The following is a 15,412-nucleotide window of genomic DNA, read 5'->3' as shown; positions in this document are numbered from 1 at the left end:
ACCACCCACCGCCCTGGGGGGAACATGAACGTCCGCACGACGCGCACGGGGAACAGGGTCATCGGCTGGTTGATGATGATGCTGGTGAGCGCGGTGATCGGCACGGTGGTTGTCGCCGCGGCGAAGTCACCGGCCGACTCACCCGCGCCCGCTCCGGCCGCAGCCGGACCTGCAGCCCCGGCGGGACCGGCGCCGAGCCCACTGCCGGCGAAGTACGTGGTGCTGACGTTCGACGACGGCCCGGACGCCGCGTACACCCCTCAGGTGCTGGACATCCTGGCGAAGTTCGACGCGAAGGCGACGTTCTTCCAGGTCGGTGAGAGTGTCCGCAAGCACCCCGAGCTGACCAAACGGATCCATCAGGCCGGCCACAGCGTGCAGAACCACACCTGGACCCACGCCGACCTGCGGCACCTCGGCGCAGCCGCGTTCCGGAAGCAGATCACGTCGACGGACGAGGCGATCCGCGCCCAGACCGGTAGTACGCCGGCTTGTGTGCGACCGCCGTACGGCGGGGTCGATGCGGCCGTCCGGCAGCGGGCGAAGGCGATCGGCAAGGAACTGGTGGTGTGGGACGTCGACTCCCGCGACTGGAAGCGGCCGGGGACGACGGCGATCGTGCAGCGGGTGCTGAAGCAGGTACGCAACGGGTCGGTGATCCTGATGCACGACGGCGGCGGCAACCGGACCCAGACCGTGGCCGCGCTGCCGGTGATCCTGAAGGCGCTGAAGGCGCAGGGCTACGGGTTCCGCACCCTGACCTGCTGAGGTCTACGACATCCGGCTGCGACTTATGACAGCCGGCCGACCAGCGGGACCACGTCCGCGATCGACTGCACGACCCGCGTCGGCCGGTACGGGAACCGCTCGACCTCGTGCTCACCGGTCGAACCGGACAGGACCAGTACGCTCCGCAGACCGGCCTCGAGACCGCTGATGATGTCGGTGTCCATCCGGTCGCCGATCATCACCGTGGTCTCGGAGTGCGCTTCGATCCGGTTCAGCGCGCTGCGCATCATCAGCGGATTCGGCTTGCCGACGAAGTACGGCGCGACGCCGGTGGCCCGCGTGATCAGCGCGGCCACCGAGCCGGTCGCGGGCAGCGGGCCCTCCTGCGACGGACCGGTCGGATCCGGATTGGTCGCGATGAACCGCGCGCCGTCCGCGATCAACCGGATCGCCTTCGTGATCGCCTCGAACGAGTACGTCCTGGTCTCGCCGAGCACCACATAGTCCGGGTCGCGGTCGGTCAGCACGTACCCGACCTCGTGCAGCGCCGTGGTCAGACCGGCCTCCCCGATCACGTACGCCGTACCGCCCGGGCGCTGGTCCTCGAGGAACTGGGCGGTGGCGAGCGCGCTGGTCCAGATCGACGTCTCCGGGATGTCGATGCCCGCGGCAAGCAGGCGGGCCCGCAGGTCGCGCGGCGTGAAGATCGAGTTGTTGGTGAGCACCAGGAACTTCTTGCCCGACGCCTGCAGCGCCCCGATGAAGTCGCTCGCTCCAGCGATGGCGCGTTCCTCGTGGACGAGCACGCCGTCCATGTCGGTCAGCCAGGTCTCCACCGCTTTGGCCTCGGTCATGCGGTCATCGTAGAGGCTCCAGCGGCGGCGTTCACCGTCCGGAGGCTTGTTCGGCCAGGTCCCGGAGTTGCTCCACCATCGCGTTCGGGTCGTCGGCCGCGTAGACCGCCGAGCCGGCCACGAACACGTCCGCGCCGGCGTCGGCACAGCGCTCGATCGTATCGGCCGAGACGCCGCCGTCGATCTCGATCCACAGGTCCAGCCCGTGCTTGTCGAGCAGTTGCCGGGTGCGACGGATCTTCGGCAGACACACGTCGAGGAACTTCTGCCCGCCGAACCCGGGCTCGACGGTCATCACCAGGATCATGTCGAGTTCGGGCAGCAGATCCTCGTACGGCTCGATCGGCGTCGCCGGCTTCAGCGCCATCGCGGCCCGCGCACCCTTGGCACGGATCTCCCGGGCGGTACGGATCGGCGCCTTGCACGCCTCGACATGGAACGTCACGCTCGACGCCCCCGCCTCGACGTACCCCGGCGCCCAGCGGTCGGGATCCTCGATCATCAGGTGACAGTCGAGCGGCAGATCCGTCGCCTTCGCGAGCGACTCGACCACCGGGACGCCCAGCGTCAGGTTCGGCACGAAGTGGTTGTCCATCACGTCGACATGCAACCAGTCCGCAGTGGACACCGCCGCCGCCTCATCAGCCAACCGCGCGAAGTCCGCGGACAAGATGCTCGGCGCGATCTGAATCCCCATACCGCCAATCTATCGGCCCGCCTTCCCCCAACCGCCACCCCACCCACCAACTCCAACCAGGCCCCTTGCAGCCCAGCCGACGTCCGTCCGGCCCGCGCTTGTCCAGCCGACCGGGTGGCGTGCACGCTCGATAGGTAGTGCACCGCCGAGACGGTGTACGCACAGCTCAATTCACACTCAGGTGCACTACCTGTTGCCGGAGACGTCCTGTCGAACTGACACACGGGCCGCCGGTGGTGCCGGCAAGTGGTGGGTCAGAGGGTGAGTTCCTGGGTGAGGACGTCGCGGAGGGTCGTGGTGGGGCGGTCGAGGAGGGTGGGCAGGGTCGGGTCCACTACGGCGAACTCACCGCGGCGGGCGGCGGCGAAGATGCCCAGGGTGAGGTCGGCAGCGAACTCCGGCATGCCGTGGGCGATCGCCGTCTGCCTCCACTCCTCGTCGGGCACCGTCACGCGGGTGACCTTCCGCCCGGTGAGGTCCGTGACCAGCGCCGCGACGTCCGCGTAGTCGAACAACTCCTGCCCGGTCAGCGCAGGCGTGACTCCGGCGAGCCGCTCGGGCCCGGTGGGCGTGAGCCCGGCGAGGCGGTTGGGGTCGGTGGGTGTGAGCCCGGCGAGGCGGTTGGGGTCGGTGGGTGTGAGCCCGGCGAGCCGCTCGGGCCCGGTGGGTGTGAGCCCGGCGAGGCGGTTGGGGTCGGTGGGCGTGAGCCCGGCGAGGCGGTTGGGGTCGGTGGGCGTGAGCCCGGCGAGGCGGTTGGGGTCGATCAGGGCGATGGTGGCTGCTTCGGTCAGGTCTTGGTGGGCGGTCCACGAGACTGGGCCGTCCTCGGGGAGGATCAGCTCGCCGGTCTCCAGCGCGGATCGCAGCAGGTACACCGTCGTGCTCGCGTAGAACCCGTTGCGCAGCGATGTGAACGGTACGCCGGACTCCGCCAGGTCCTGCTCCGACGCGGCATGCCCGCGCGTGGCGACGAACAGCGAATCGGGACTCGCCGCCTGGTGACTGGTGTAGACGATCCGCTTCGCACCGGCCGCCTTGGCGACGTCGATCGCGACCCGATGCGGCTCCGGATCAGCCGGACCGGAGACAAGCAGGACTTGTGCGGCACCCTCCAACGCGTGCGCGAGCGCAACCGGATCGCCGAAGTCGCCCCGCCGTACCCGAATCCCACGCGCCGCCAGGTCCGCGGCCTTCTCCGGATCCCGCACGCTGACCCCGAGCTGCTCGGCCGGAGCGCGCTCGGCGAGCCGTTCCACGACCGCACGCCCGAGCCGGCCGGTCGCTCCGGTGACGATGATCATCTCAGTCTCCTTGTTATCAGTGAGTGCATTGAGAAGCTATCACTGTTAACACGATGAGCCAACCGCTATCGTGGGGCGGGTGGAGGACCTGCAGATCGAGGAGACCGCCGGCGACGCGGCGGTGAGCGGACGGGACCGGATGCGCGCGCAGATCGTCGAGGTCGCCGCCGGCCTGCTCGCAACCGGCGGGCGGGACGCGGTGTCGACGCGGGCGGTCGCGGCGGCGGCCGGGACGCAGGCGCCGACCATCTACCGGCTGTTCGGCGACAAGGACGGTCTGCTCGCGGCGGTCCTGGAGTACGGCTTCGCGACGTACCTCGCCGGCAAACCACCCCTCGACCCGACCGCCGACCCGATCGCGGACCTGCGGTCGGGATGGGAACTGCACATCGAGTTCGGCCTCACGAACCCGGCGCTCTTCCTGCTGATGTACGCCGACACGCAACCGGGCAAACGCCCCGCGGCAGCCGAGGCCGGGCTGGACATCCTGCGGACCCGGATCCGCAACATCGCCGCCGCCGGACGATTGCGCGTCGACGTGGACCTGGCCGCAGAGATGGTCCAGGCGGCCGGATCCGGCGCCGTGCTCGCCCTCCTGGCCGTACCCGCGGACCAGCGCGACCCCCGCCTGCCGGATGCGATGTTCGAAGCAGTCATCACCACGATCACCATGGATGCGAACAGCACAGACACGAGCACCACAGGCACGAGCACCACAGGCACGAACACCGCCCGCGCGACGCGCACCGCGGGCGTGATCGCAGCCGCGAACGCGCTACAGGCCCACCTGCCGCAGCTCGACGAACTCACCGATGGCGAGCGTCACCTCCTCGACGAGTGGCTCACCCGCATCACCCACTGAACCGCACCCTCGACGGTCTCAACCACCTCGACACCACCCGGGAGCGGCGGCCGTCGAACGACAATTACCGGGACCCCCAGCCGCCGAGCTGCCGTCAGTTTCGCGGCGGTCGCCGGCCCACCGCTGTCCTTCGTGACCAGCACATCGACGCGGTGCTCGCGCAGCAGAGACTCCTCGTCCGCGAGCGTGAACGGCCCGCGCGCGAGAATCAGCGAACACCAATCAGGCAGCGGTTCAGGCGCATCGACACAGCGGGCCAGCATCCACAGACCGGTGTTCGCGAAGGCATCGAGCCCCTGCCGCCCGATGGTCAGAAACGCGCGCGTTCCGACTCGCGGCAGTAACTCAGCGGCAGCAACTGTCGAGTCGGCCCAATGCCAGTCGTCGCCGCGCACCGGAGTCCACCCCGGCCGCCGCAACACCAGCAGCTCAACCCCGACCTCACGCGCCGCCGCAACCGCATGAGCGGTCATGGTCGACGCGAACGGATGGGTGGCGTCGACCACCGCATCCACCGGATGCTCCTGCAGCCAAGCCGCCAGCCCCGCCGCCCCGCCGAACCCACCGACCCGCACCTCGCCAACGGGCATCCGCGCCGCCGCGGTCCGCCCGGCCAGCGACGACACCACATCCACACCGGCATCACGCAGTACGCTCGCGAGCTCTCGCCCCTCCCCCGTGCCACCGAGCAGCAGCACCTTCATCGGGCACGTGCCGCCGAGTACAGCTGGCTGTCCCGAAAGGCCGTTGCCGACAGCACCTTCCCGACGATGATCACCGCCGTACGGCGAACGCCGGCCGCCTTGACCTGCTCCGCGATGTCAGCCAGCGTGCCGCGCACGACGGCCTCATCCTCCCGGGACGCGCGCGCGACAACAGCGACCGGACAGTCCGCGCCGTAGTTCGGGACGAGCTCCTCGACCACGCGATCGATCTGTTGCACGGCGAGGTGCAGCACGATGGTCGCCCGGGACGCGCCGAGTGTCGCCAGGTCCTCGCCGGTAGGCATCGCGCTCGCGCTGCCGCTGATCCGTGTCAGGACGACGGTCTGGCCAACTTCCGGCACGGTCAGCTCACGGCCCAGGGTGGCGGCCGCCGCGGCGTACGCCGGTACGCCGGGCGTCACGTCGTACGGGATCTCGAGCGCGTCGAGGCGGCGCATCTGTTCGGCCATGGCACTGAAGACGGACGGGTCGCCGGAGTGCAGTCGCGCGACGTCGAGGCCGGCGGTGTGTGCGGTGGCGAGTTCGTCGATGATCTGGTCGAGGGTGAGGTTCGCGGTGTCGACCTTGCGGGCGCCGGGTGGGCAGTGGTCCAGCAGCTCGGTCGGTACCAGCGCGCCGGCGTACAGGCACACCGGTGATGCGGCGATCAGGTCGCGGCCGCGCACCGTGACGAGGTCGGCGGCTCCCGGCCCGGCGCCGATGAAGTGCACCGTCATTTGGTCACGCTCCAGATGGTCACCGGCATCGCGGGGCGCCAGCCGGTCATGCCGCCGACGGCGGAGGCGCGCTGCACGTCGAGGCGGACCAGATCTCCGCCCACCGCCTTGTACCATTGGGCGATCAGCACCTCGGTCTCCAGCGTGACGCCGTTCGCCACCAGACGTCCGCCGGGCTTCAGCGCATTCCAGCAGGCGTCGAACATCCCCTCGGCCGTGGCGCCGCCGCCGATGAAGACGGCGTCAGGCGGTTCGAGTTCGGCGAGGGCCGCGGGCGCCGTACCTTCGACCACCCGTACTGCGGCGCCGAGTGCGCTCGCGTTGCGCTCCAGGCGCTTCGCCCGTACGTCGTCACGCTCGACGGCGATCGCTCGACAGGTGGGGTGATGGCGCGACCACTCGATCGCGATGCTGCCCGCGCCGCCGCCGACGTCCCACAGCAGCTGCCCTGGCACGGGAGCCAGGCGGGACAAAGTGACAGCGCGGACTTCGCGCTTGGTCAATTGGCCGTCGCTCTCGTACACGTCGTCAGGCAGACCGGGCGACGTCGAGACAACCGGCGCGTCGGCTGGGCAGCGTACGGCGATCACGTTGAGCGGGTCGACGTCGCCGCACCAGTCGGCGGCGGTCGCCGTACGGACGCGTTCGGCGGGACCGGTGAGCTGTTCGAGGACGGTGAACTGGCTGGAGCCGTACCCGCGAGCAACCAATAGCTGGGCGACCTCCAACGGGGTCTGCGCACCACGGCTGAGGACCAGCAGGCGCCGCCCGGGCTGGAGATGCGGATGCAGGCGCTCGGCCGGAGTGCTCACCAGGCTGACCACCTGTACCTGGTCCTGAGGCCAACCCAGTCGTGCACACGCCAGCGACGCACTGGAGGGCTGTGGGATCACGTGTACGGCGTCGACGCCGAGCAACCGCACCAACGTCGTACCGATGCCGTGGAACGTCGGGTCACCGCTGGCCAGCACGCACAACCGCTTGCCTTGATGCTCGGCCAGCAGGCGTGGCAGCGCCTCCGACAATGGCGACGGCCAGGGTACGCGCACAGCCTGCTGCTGCGGGATGAGTTCCAGCTGACGCACGCTGCCCATCAGGACCTCGGCGGACTCGACAGCCTGGCGAGCTGCCGCCGACAGGCCGTGCCAGCCGTCCGGGTTGACGCCGACGACGGTGATGCGGTCAGCCGGCATTGCCGAGCACCTTGGTCACGGTGATTTCGATGACCACCCGCTGCGGGTTGACCCGCGGCTCCTTGTACCGCTTGGCGTACCGGCGCTCAGCCTCCCGCACCCGCTCCGGGTCGTCGCTCACCACCGCCCGCCCCTCGATCGTGCTCCAGCGCCGCCCGTCCACCTGCGTCACCGCCACCGCAGCTTCCCCGAGCCGCCGGATCGCCCGCGCCTTGTACGACGTACCGGAGCAGATCACCCGCACCAACCCCGCCGCCACGTCCAGCGTCGCCCCGACCGGCGTCGCATGCACGGTCCCGTCCGCGCGCACCGTACTCAACACGCACAGATGCCGCTCACCCCAAAACTCAACCAGCCGCTCACTGAACACCCAGCGATCGTAGAGCCCCACCAACCCCCCAACCGCCCGCAGGCCACGAATCGGGGGTCCGCCACCCGACCGCGCCCAACCACGAACCCGACAGCCACCGCCAACCCCGCCCAACCACGAACCCGACAGCCACCACCCACCCCGCCCAACCACGAACCCAACAGACACCACCCACCCCGCCCAAGCACGAACCGGGGGCTTGAACAGGAAGTGGTGGGTCCGGGGTGGTTATTTCCTGTCTCCAGCCCCGGGTTGGGGTGCAAGCCCCCGGCTTCTGGTTGTCCACAGCCGCAAATCGTCGGTTCGGGACGGTCGCGAGAACGGCATCTTCCCTGGCATGAACCCGAAACTGAGAGTGCTCGCCGCCGCCCGGCACGGCTGGTTCACCCGCGCGGATGCGGCAACGGCCGGCTACAGCGACAGCGAGCTCCGCCGCCGGCTGCGGTCGGGGCAGTGGTCGCGCCTGTCCAGGGATGCGTACGTCGAGCCGGCCGAGTGGCCTGCGACAGAAGAACCGTGGGAGAAGGCGCGACGACTGCACCTGCTGAAGATCCGGGCTGCGGTGGAGCGGATGGGCGACGGCGCGGTGATCAGCCATCAGTCGGCAGCCGTGCTGCACGGTCTGCCGACCTGGGGTCTCGATCTCACCAAGGTTCAGCTGACCAAGCCCGCCGGGCGCGCCCGCTCGGACCTCTTGGCGAACGTGCATCGATCGCGGTTCGCACCCGGCGAGATCACGGTCGTCGACGGTCTGCGGGTGGTCACGCCGGCGCGCGCGATCGTCGAGGCGGCGTGCACGTCGTCGTACGAGGCGGGCGTCGTGCTGGCCGACGCAGCACTTCACGCGAACCTCGTCACCACCGATGCGCTGATCACGACGGCGGACCGCTATCGCTTCTGGCACGGTTCCCCGGCGGCGCGGGCAGCGGTACGTTTCGCCGACGGGCTGAGCGAGTCGGTCGGCGAGTCACGGTTGCGGGTGCTGATGGCGAACCAGGGCCTGCCGAAGCCGAGGTTGCAGGTCGAGATCCGCGATGAGAACGGCCGCCTGATCGCGCGGGTCGACTTCCTGCTGGGGACCAGGTTGATCGTCGAGTTCGACGGCGCGATCAAGTACGGCGCGCTCAAGTACGGCGCGGCCACGGACGCCGTACTCGCGGAGAAGTGGCGGGAGGACCGTCTGCGCGCCCGCGGATATCACGTCGTCCGGACCGGCTGGGCAGACTTCAAACAGCCGGAGGCCACCGCGCACCGGATCAGGTACGCCCTGTAAACCGCTCGCCACGACCGCCCGCGGCCCGGCCGCGGCCTGCGAGCTTGGTGTGGCGTCTACCGCCAGAAAATCGTGGGTGTGAACAGGTTATTTCGGGTGCACGCCCACCACCTCCTGTCCACACCAACCACAACTGCACCGGGCACGGCCGCAGCGACGGATCACGCGCGGCGGCAACACGTGACCTAGGCGGCGCGGCGAGTCGTGAGCCGGGTGGACCAGCCGCTGCGCGGGCAGGGCGTGAGGCGGCCACCGGTGCGCCAGAAGCGGGGGCAGCCGCCAGGAACTGGTGGGCTTGAACAGGTTATTTCGAGTGCACGCCCACCATTTCCTGTCCACACCAACCACAACTGCGTCGGGCGCGGCCGCGGCCGACGGGCCAGACGCGGCGGCAACCGGTGCGCCAGAAGCGGGGGCAGCCGCCAGGAACTGGTGGGCTTGAACAGGTTATTTCGGGTGCACGCCCACCACTTCCTGTCCACACCAACCACAACTGCGCCCGGCGCGGTCGCGGCCGACGGCGGGTGTGGGACGGGTCAGGGGTCGTAGGTGGTGAAGATGGTGCAGTAGAGGGGTGGGGATTCGAGGCCGGGGTAGTAGAGGCGGCCGGCTTCGTCGGTGAGTTTGAAGTAGGCGGTGGAGGCGCCGACCTGGTGCGGTGCTTGCAGTGTCATCGTGACGGTGACGATGTCGCCTGGTTCGGCGTCGGGGACGGCGGCGCGGGTCGGGGAGCGGAGCCAGCCGGGGGTGCCGGCGGCGCCTTGGCGGGTGAGCCAGCGATTGCGCCACGGGCGTTCGCCGCTGTTGCGGATCATCCAGGTCTTTTCGAACACCTGCTCGCGGCACACCTGGGTTCCGTCCGGCACGGTCTCGCCGACCAGTTCGGCGCGGTCGTCGGGGTGGTGGTCGATCGGTACGGATCCGCCGAGCAGCACCGGTTGTACGTGCCGGCGCATGTCCCGTTGTGACATGTCGCGGCCGGCGCGGACCGCGGCATCGAGCTCCATCAGCTGATTGACGAGCGCCTGGTTCGCGCCGAACGAGGCGTCGTACCACTCGATCAGCTCGCGGCTCGGCTTGGTGTGACCGCGCTCCACCCGGGACAGATGCCCCTTGTCCCAGCCGGACTCGGCCGCGGCCCGGCTCAAGGGCACCCCGGCGGCCTCGCGCAGCTCGCGCATACGCGCTCCGATCACAAACCGAGCCTGCGCTGGTCGCACGGCGCACTCTCCGCTCTCGCCGTTACTTTTCTACTTCTGATGACAACTCATCGTGATTATTCTCCGTTGCCCACTGCGACAACGCAATCACGCTCTGATTGTCTGCAGACGGGAGCGATTCTCCAAGCCAACAGGCCCCGTTCGTCGGAGCTCAGAGCGAAAGGCAATCCATGAGCACGCTGCTGTCCCGAACCTTCACCCGGCTGACCACGGTCGCCGTCCTCACCGGATCAGTCCTGGCCGGCGCCGCCGCCCTGCCCGCCACAGCCACCACAGCCACCACAGCCACCACCGCAACCGCCACCGCAACCACCACCGCAAGCACCACGCCGGCCCAAGCCAGGACCCAAGCCCCAGCCGTGTCGGAGTCGAGCGAGCTCGCACCTCAGTCGCGGGCAGACGACGCGATCGCGTGGTTCGCCGCCCGGAACGGGTCGACCGCATACCAGGGGTACTGCGAGAAGGCAGTCGAGAACGCGTACGGCCGGACCGGCGTCTACGCGTCGGCGATCGCCAACTGGAACGACGCCGTACGGCGCGGCGCCGCACACCGCGGCGATCTGAACCCGCCCAAGGGCGCCCTGGTGTTCTGGAACATCAGCTCCTGGGGCCATGTCGGCCTCGCGACCGGCGACGGCAAGTTCTGGGCGACCAGTGTCAACGGCAAGATCGGCAAGGCGACGCTGCCGTACTTCTCGAACTACCTCGGCTGGGCCCACCCCAACTTCTGACCGGTCGCCGGGGCGCGTTGCCCACTGCGACAACACCATCACTTTCTGGTTGTCTGCGGGGGACAACTCGAGAAGGGAACACCACAATGCGTACCGCCCTCTTGCGCATCACAGCCCGTCTCTCCGCAATCACCCTGCTCGCCGGTGCCGCCGCTCTCGGCACCGGCGCGCTCCCGGCGCACGCCGCGACCGGAACGGTCGACACCGACACCAACGTCGGCGTCACGATCCGGTCCGGCAACGCCACCAGTTTCGGCGCGGTCGGCACGCAACCGGACGGCCCCGTCGAGATCGACTGCCAGCTGTACGGCGAGCCCGTCACCGGCAAGTTCGGCCGCAGCCTGATCTGGGACCACGTCCCCGGCAAGGGCTTCATCAGCGACGCGTACGTCAACACCGGCAGCAACGGACTCGTCGCGCCGCTGTGCTCGACCAACCCGCGCGCCGACAAGGCGATCGCATGGTACGTCGCCCGCAACGGATCCACCGCGTACCAGGGGTACTGCGAGATGGCCGCCGAGAACTCGTACGGGAAGACCGGCATTTGGCCATCGGCGAAGGCCGACTGGAACGACGCGGTCGCCCGTGGTGTCGCGCACCGCGGGGACCTGAACCCGCCGAAGGGCGCCCTGGTGTTCTGGGACCTCGCCGCACCGTACGGCCACGTCGGCGTCGCCCGCGGTGACGGCTACTTCTGGGCAACCAGCGTCAACGGCAAAATCGGCCTCGCGAAACTCCCGTACTTCTCCAACTACCTCGGCTGGGCCTGGCCGAACTTCTGATCCACACCCCTACCTGAGCCGACTGCCGTGTAGGCCAAGAACCGTCTGATCCACTCCCCCAGCACCCGGACGCGTGTCCCGCCCCTCACGCGTCCGGGTGCTCGCTCTCCATCCGGTCCAGCCAATCGGCGACCAGTGCGTGGTACACCGCGAGCCCGGGCCCGGGCAGGAAGTGATCCTCCTGATCCAGTACGGCGAACGTCGCGCGCGGGTAGTCGCCGAGGATCGACCACGCATCGGCGTACCCCGCGATGGTGTCCTGCCGACCGGTGACGACCAGCGTGGGGCGGTCGAAGCGAACCGACGGGTCCTCGCGCAGCCCGTACGTCGACACGTCCCGCTGGATCCGGCCGAGGAACGCGAGGTCCGCCCGGGACTCGGCCGCATCGTAGTACGCGTGCTGCCGGTCGTGCGCTGCCGACTGGACGAGCGCCTCACCGGACGGAAGGGTGCGCCGCGCACGATCGATGACGACACCCGGTGCCCGAAGCAACAACCCGAGGACGCGCGACGGATCGCGCCTGACGATGCCGCGCGCGTGCAGCCCACCGGCCGACGTACCGGCCAGGGCAAATCGTTCACCACCGGCCAACGAGTCGATCAGCGCGGCGATCGCGGCGAGCATCCCGTCCTGGTCGGTGATCGACGCGACCGCGGGTGAGCGCCCGGTCCCGGGCGGATCGACGTACACCCGCCGCCAGCCCGGCCGCTGCGCGAAGAGCGGCTCGTGGGTGTCACGCCCCTCGCCTGCGTCACCGCCCCAGCTCGGCAGGAAGAAGACCGGCCGCCCGGAACCGAAGCTCTCGTAGTACACGCCGCCGACCTTAGTCAGCCCGGAACGGCGCTAGCGACCTTTTCTGTTACCGGCAGAAGGCGGCCGCTCCCCCGAGCCGCGCTCGATCAACGCACATGGCAGCACGATCCGCTGCGGCGGGCGGGTGTCGGCACCGGATGCACGATCCAGCAGCAGCCGTGCCGCGCTGCGGCCCAACTCGGCGATGTCGGAGGCCACGACCGAGACCGGCGTCGGCAGCATGTCGGCCAGGCGGAAGTCGTCGAACCCCACCACCGCCGGCTGCTGGTCGAGCTCGCCGAGCGCCCGCAACACACCTTCGGCGAGGAAGTTGGTCGACGCGAAGATCGCCGTCGGCGGATCCGGCCGCAGCATCACCTCGCGGGTCGCCTTCTCGGCGGCCTCCGCGTTGCCTTCCGGCAGTTGGATCACCAACGATTCGTCCACCTCGACACCCGCGGCGCGATGCGCGCGGCGGAATCCGCGCAGCCGGCGCCCGATCGTGTAGTACGACGGCGCGAGCAGGATCGCGATCCGCTCGTGGCCCTGCTGCAGCAGATGCTCCGCCGCCAGCCGGCCGCCGCCTTCGTTGTCGACCATCACGATGTCCGCGTCGATCCCGGTCGCCGGGCGGTCCACGAACACCACTGGCACGCCGGCACCTTCCAGGAACGCGTGATCACCCTGGTCCGGCACGATCATCAGACCGGCCACCTGGCGGCTCACCAGCTCCTGGATCGCCCGCTTCTCCCCCTCCGGGTCCTCGTCGACGCTGCCGAGCACGACGGCGTACCCGGACTGGCCGGCCACCTCGAGCGACGCTTTCGCGATGGTCGCGTAGAACGGGTTGGTGAGGTCACCGAGCACCAGCGCGAGACTCGTCGACTTCTTGCCCGGCCGCAGTGCCCGGGCGACCTCGTTGCGCTGGAACCCGAGCTCGTCGATCGCCGCCCGAACCCGCTGCGCGGTCTCCGCACGCACGCCGTGCCCGCCGTTGACGACCCGCGACACCGTGCCCAGGCCGACCCCGGCGCGTCGAGCGACGTCGATCATCGTCGGCCGCGACACCTCAGCAGACATCCCAGCAACCCCCGTCCAGTATCCGATCCCCGCCTGCGGCGCCGCCGCGTCGCGGGGTGCGGCCCTCGGCGGCCCACCCCAAGTCTGACGCAGCAGGACTCCAGACCCCCTCCCGGGAGGGCACCGGACAGCTTGGAAACGTTTCGGACACGGGGTTGACTTCCTTTTCGGGACACGGCATCGTCACCCCACAGTAAAACGTTGGAAACGTTACCGTCCAGGAGGCCGGATGAATTCTGTCTCTGCCGGCGGATCGGCCACCACACGGCGCGGTGGCCGTGGTGGCATGAGCCGGAACGCCGGCTCCGACGTCACGGCGGCGTACCTGTTCATCGCACCGGCGGTGATCGGGTTCACGGTCTTCGTGGCGTATCCGCTGATCCGTTCGCTCTATCTCGCGTTGACGAAGTACAACGGGCTGACCGATCCGGTCTTCGTTGGCCTCGGCAACTTTCGCCGATTGTTCAGCACCGACCCGGTCTTCTGGCCGGCGTTGCGGGCGACCGGCTATCTGGTGCTGCTGTACGTCCCGTTGTCGCTGATCCTCGGGCTCGCGCTGGCGATGTTCTGCAACCAGCGCTTCGCCGGGGTGCGCCTGGTCCGGACGCTGGCGTACCTGCCGGTCGTGCTGCCCGCAGTCGCGACGATCACGCTCTGGAAGTTCATCCTCGACCCCCAGGTCGGACTGCTGAACACGATCCTCGACCGGCTCGGCCTGCCGACCAGTCTGTGGCTGCAGAGCTCGACGATGTCGATGCCGTCGGTCGTGCTGGTGATGCTGTGGGGCGTCGGCGGGACGATGATCATCTTCCTCGCCGCGCTGCAGGCGGTGCCGACCGAGCTGTACGAGGCCGCGCGGGTCGACGGTGCCGGCCCGTGGGCGACGTTCTTCCGGATCACGCTGCCGACGATCAGCCCGATCATGCTGCTGCAGGTCATCCTGCAGACCACCGCCGCGCTGCAGACGTTCAACCAGCCGAAGATCCTGACCAACGGCGGACCGGGGTTCAGCACCAAGGTGCTGATGCTGTCCATCTACGAGAACGGCTTCCCCACCCTCGGCCGGATCCCGCAGCTCGGCTACGCGTCCGCGCAGGTGTGGGTGCTGTTCATCGTCATCATCGCCGTGATCGCGCTGGCCGCGAAGTTCACCTCTCTCTGGACCTACAGTGACAACACTCCCGACTGACGTTCCGACGGTGACGGCGCCGGATCAGGCCGCTCGTCCCGCGAAGAAGAAGCCGCACCTGATCGGTACGACGTCCTGGTACGTCGTCGCGCTGTTCATCTGCGCGGTGATGATCGTGCCGCTGCTGTGGATGATCACGATCGGCCTGAAGAGCCGTACCGCGGTCTTCGACATCCCGCCGAAGCTGCTGCCGCACGAGTGGACCTGGAGCAACTTCATCGAGGGGCCGAAGGCGATCCACTTCCCGCGGCTGCTGCTGAACTCGCTGGTGATCACCGGTCTCAGCGTGCTCGGCGGGGTGATGACCGCGATGATGGCCGGCTACGCGCTCGCCCGGTTGCGGTTCCCCGGCCGCAAGCTCTGGTTCTACCTGTTCGTCGGCAGCATGCTGCTGCCCGGCGTGGTCGGGTTGATCCCGTTGTTCCAGCTCTACAAGAGCATCGGCTGGTACGACACCTGGCTGCCGTTGATCGTGCCCGCCTTCCTTGGCGGCAACCCGCTGTTCATCTTCCTGGCCAGGCAGTACTTCCTGGCGATCCCGTACTCGATCGACGAGGCGGCCAAGATCGACGGGGCCGGTCACCTGCGGATCTTCGTCAGCGTGATGCTGCCGTTGACCCGCCCGGCCTGGATCACGATGGCGATCCTCGCGTTCCAGGCGTCCTGGAACGACTACCTGAATCCGCTGGTCTACCTGTACTCGTCCGGCAAGTGGCCGTTGTCGGTCGGGATGGCGGCGTTCATCTCCCCGTTCGCGGGGAAGACGCCGGACTGGAGTTACTACATGGCCACGAACCTGCTGTACATGCTGCCGCCGCTGATCATCTTCTTCGCCGCGCAGCGCTACTTCATCCAGGGTCTCGGCGCTCTCGGCAGCACGAACCAGAAATAACCCGG

Annotated in this window: 17 protein-coding genes; 7 read left to right on the top strand and 10 right to left on the bottom strand. The window is 69.1% G+C overall.

The window, feature by feature from the left end:
* The first annotated feature begins 84 nt into the window (after nt 1-84).
* Nucleotides 85-768: a polysaccharide deacetylase family protein gene (locus AB0B82_RS14530; protein WP_360167024.1), complete on the top strand. Its 684-nt coding sequence runs from the start codon at nt 85-87 to the stop codon at nt 766-768.
* Between the two features lie 23 nt (nt 769-791).
* On the opposite strand, the gene AB0B82_RS14525 is transcribed toward AB0B82_RS14530, so the two are convergent.
* The 3 genes from AB0B82_RS14525 to AB0B82_RS14515 form a co-directional block, all read right to left on the bottom strand.
* Nucleotides 792-1,583 (bottom strand): HAD-IIA family hydrolase, encoded by a 792-nt coding sequence (locus tag AB0B82_RS14525; protein ID WP_360167021.1) that lies wholly within the window; start codon nt 1,581-1,583, stop codon nt 792-794.
* A 31-nt stretch (nt 1,584-1,614) separates the two neighbouring features.
* Nucleotides 1,615-2,280, bottom strand: a complete 666-nt coding sequence (rpe, locus tag AB0B82_RS14520) for a ribulose-phosphate 3-epimerase (protein ID WP_360167018.1) — start codon at nt 2,278-2,280, stop codon at nt 1,615-1,617.
* A gap of 254 nt (nt 2,281-2,534) precedes the next feature.
* Nucleotides 2,535-3,581, bottom strand: coding sequence for an NAD(P)H-binding protein (locus tag AB0B82_RS14515; RefSeq protein ID WP_360167015.1), 1,047 nt, complete (start codon nt 3,579-3,581; stop codon nt 2,535-2,537).
* A gap of 79 nt (nt 3,582-3,660) precedes the next feature.
* On the opposite strand from AB0B82_RS14515, the gene AB0B82_RS14510 reads away from it, so the two are divergent.
* On the top strand, nt 3,661-4,443 hold the full coding sequence (locus AB0B82_RS14510) for a TetR/AcrR family transcriptional regulator (protein ID WP_360167012.1): 783 nt from the start codon (nt 3,661-3,663) through the stop codon (nt 4,441-4,443).
* On the opposite strand, the gene AB0B82_RS14505 is transcribed toward AB0B82_RS14510, so the two are convergent.
* From AB0B82_RS14505 to AB0B82_RS14490, 4 genes are read right to left on the bottom strand one after another with little or no spacing between them, the layout of a single operon-like run.
* Nucleotides 4,404-5,147: a cobalt-precorrin-6A reductase gene (locus AB0B82_RS14505; RefSeq protein WP_360167010.1), complete on the bottom strand. Its 744-nt coding sequence runs from the start codon at nt 5,145-5,147 to the stop codon at nt 4,404-4,406. The two genes, AB0B82_RS14510 and AB0B82_RS14505, sit on opposite strands and share 40 nt — an antisense overlap.
* A complete protein-coding gene (gene cobM / locus AB0B82_RS14500) occupies nt 5,144-5,884 on the bottom strand; it encodes a precorrin-4 C(11)-methyltransferase (RefSeq protein ID WP_360167008.1) in 741 nt (246 codons plus the stop codon). Before cobM ends, AB0B82_RS14505 begins: the two co-directional genes overlap by 4 nt.
* A complete protein-coding gene (gene cbiE / locus AB0B82_RS14495; protein ID WP_360167006.1) occupies nt 5,881-7,077 on the bottom strand; it encodes a precorrin-6y C5,15-methyltransferase (decarboxylating) subunit CbiE in 1,197 nt (398 codons plus the stop codon). Before cbiE ends, cobM begins: the two co-directional genes overlap by 4 nt.
* On the bottom strand, nt 7,067-7,447 hold the full coding sequence (locus AB0B82_RS14490) for a TIGR03618 family F420-dependent PPOX class oxidoreductase (protein WP_360167004.1): 381 nt from the start codon (nt 7,445-7,447) through the stop codon (nt 7,067-7,069). The genes cbiE and AB0B82_RS14490 overlap by 11 nt, the downstream gene beginning before the upstream one ends.
* A gap of 337 nt (nt 7,448-7,784) precedes the next feature.
* On the opposite strand from AB0B82_RS14490, the gene AB0B82_RS14485 reads away from it, so the two are divergent.
* Nucleotides 7,785-8,720: a type IV toxin-antitoxin system AbiEi family antitoxin domain-containing protein gene (locus tag AB0B82_RS14485; RefSeq protein WP_360167001.1), complete on the top strand. Its 936-nt coding sequence runs from the start codon at nt 7,785-7,787 to the stop codon at nt 8,718-8,720.
* A gap of 536 nt (nt 8,721-9,256) precedes the next feature.
* On the opposite strand, the gene AB0B82_RS14480 is transcribed toward AB0B82_RS14485, so the two are convergent.
* Nucleotides 9,257-9,916 carry an NBR1-Ig-like domain-containing protein gene (locus AB0B82_RS14480; RefSeq protein WP_360166998.1) on the bottom strand — a complete coding sequence of 220 codons (660 nt, stop codon included), beginning with the start codon at nt 9,914-9,916 and terminating at the stop codon, nt 9,257-9,259.
* Nucleotides 9,917-10,110: 194 nt separating this feature from the next.
* Here AB0B82_RS14480 and AB0B82_RS14475 point away from each other — a divergent pair, with 194 nt between their 5' ends.
* Together AB0B82_RS14475 and AB0B82_RS14470 are read left to right on the top strand one after the other, a co-directional pair.
* Nucleotides 10,111-10,671 carry a CHAP domain-containing protein gene (locus AB0B82_RS14475; protein WP_360166995.1) on the top strand — a complete coding sequence of 187 codons (561 nt, stop codon included), beginning with the start codon at nt 10,111-10,113 and terminating at the stop codon, nt 10,669-10,671.
* A gap of 86 nt (nt 10,672-10,757) precedes the next feature.
* The gene (locus AB0B82_RS14470; RefSeq protein WP_360166992.1) at nt 10,758-11,453 is read left to right on the top strand and encodes a CHAP domain-containing protein; all 696 of its coding nucleotides are present in this window, start codon (nt 10,758-10,760) and stop codon (nt 11,451-11,453) included.
* 85 nt (nt 11,454-11,538) lie between these two features.
* On the opposite strand, the gene AB0B82_RS14465 is transcribed toward AB0B82_RS14470, so the two are convergent.
* Both AB0B82_RS14465 and AB0B82_RS14460 read right to left on the bottom strand, forming a co-directional pair.
* Nucleotides 11,539-12,267, bottom strand: coding sequence for an alpha/beta hydrolase (locus AB0B82_RS14465; protein ID WP_360166989.1), 729 nt, complete (start codon nt 12,265-12,267; stop codon nt 11,539-11,541).
* Between the two features lie 30 nt (nt 12,268-12,297).
* Nucleotides 12,298-13,326, bottom strand: coding sequence for a LacI family DNA-binding transcriptional regulator (locus AB0B82_RS14460; RefSeq protein ID WP_360166986.1), 1,029 nt, complete (start codon nt 13,324-13,326; stop codon nt 12,298-12,300).
* A gap of 229 nt (nt 13,327-13,555) precedes the next feature.
* Here AB0B82_RS14460 and AB0B82_RS14455 point away from each other — a divergent pair, with 229 nt between their 5' ends.
* Together AB0B82_RS14455 and AB0B82_RS14450 are read left to right on the top strand one after the other, a co-directional pair.
* Complete coding sequence (locus AB0B82_RS14455) at nt 13,556-14,515, top strand: sugar ABC transporter permease (RefSeq protein ID WP_360166983.1); 960 nt, start codon at nt 13,556-13,558, stop codon at nt 14,513-14,515.
* Nucleotides 14,516-14,525: 10 nt separating this feature from the next.
* Nucleotides 14,526-15,407 carry a carbohydrate ABC transporter permease gene (locus tag AB0B82_RS14450; RefSeq protein ID WP_360166980.1) on the top strand — a complete coding sequence of 294 codons (882 nt, stop codon included), beginning with the start codon at nt 14,526-14,528 and terminating at the stop codon, nt 15,405-15,407.
* Nucleotides 15,408-15,412: the final 5 nt, after the last annotated feature.

The sequence above is a fragment of the Kribbella sp. NPDC048915 genome (assembly GCF_040649595.1).
Taxonomy (GTDB): domain Bacteria; phylum Actinomycetota; class Actinomycetes; order Propionibacteriales; family Kribbellaceae; genus Kribbella.
The sequence above is the reverse complement of the archived record's forward strand: the minus strand, read 5'-3'. Positions and strand labels throughout refer to the sequence as shown.

Coding starts and splice junctions, on each gene's coding strand:
- cobM (WP_360167008.1), bottom strand. CDS start 5,884: ATGACGGTGCACTTCATCGGCGCCGGGCCGGGAGCCGCCGACCTCGTC.
- AB0B82_RS14505 (WP_360167010.1), bottom strand. CDS start 5,147: ATGAAGGTGCTGCTGCTCGGTGGCACGGGGGAGGGGCGAGAGCTCGCG.
- AB0B82_RS14525 (WP_360167021.1), bottom strand. CDS start 1,583: ATGACCGAGGCCAAAGCGGTGGAGACCTGGCTGACCGACATGGACGGC.
- cbiE (WP_360167006.1), bottom strand. CDS start 7,077: ATGCCGGCTGACCGCATCACCGTCGTCGGCGTCAACCCGGACGGCTGG.
- rpe (WP_360167018.1), bottom strand. CDS start 2,280: ATGGGGATTCAGATCGCGCCGAGCATCTTGTCCGCGGACTTCGCGCGG.
- AB0B82_RS14475 (WP_360166995.1), top strand. CDS start 10,111: ATGAGCACGCTGCTGTCCCGAACCTTCACCCGGCTGACCACGGTCGCC.
- AB0B82_RS14455 (WP_360166983.1), top strand. CDS start 13,556: ATGAATTCTGTCTCTGCCGGCGGATCGGCCACCACACGGCGCGGTGGC.
- AB0B82_RS14485 (WP_360167001.1), top strand. CDS start 7,785: ATGAACCCGAAACTGAGAGTGCTCGCCGCCGCCCGGCACGGCTGGTTC.
- AB0B82_RS14460 (WP_360166986.1), bottom strand. CDS start 13,326: ATGTCTGCTGAGGTGTCGCGGCCGACGATGATCGACGTCGCTCGACGC.
- AB0B82_RS14470 (WP_360166992.1), top strand. CDS start 10,758: ATGCGTACCGCCCTCTTGCGCATCACAGCCCGTCTCTCCGCAATCACC.
- AB0B82_RS14515 (WP_360167015.1), bottom strand. CDS start 3,581: ATGATCATCGTCACCGGAGCGACCGGCCGGCTCGGGCGTGCGGTCGTG.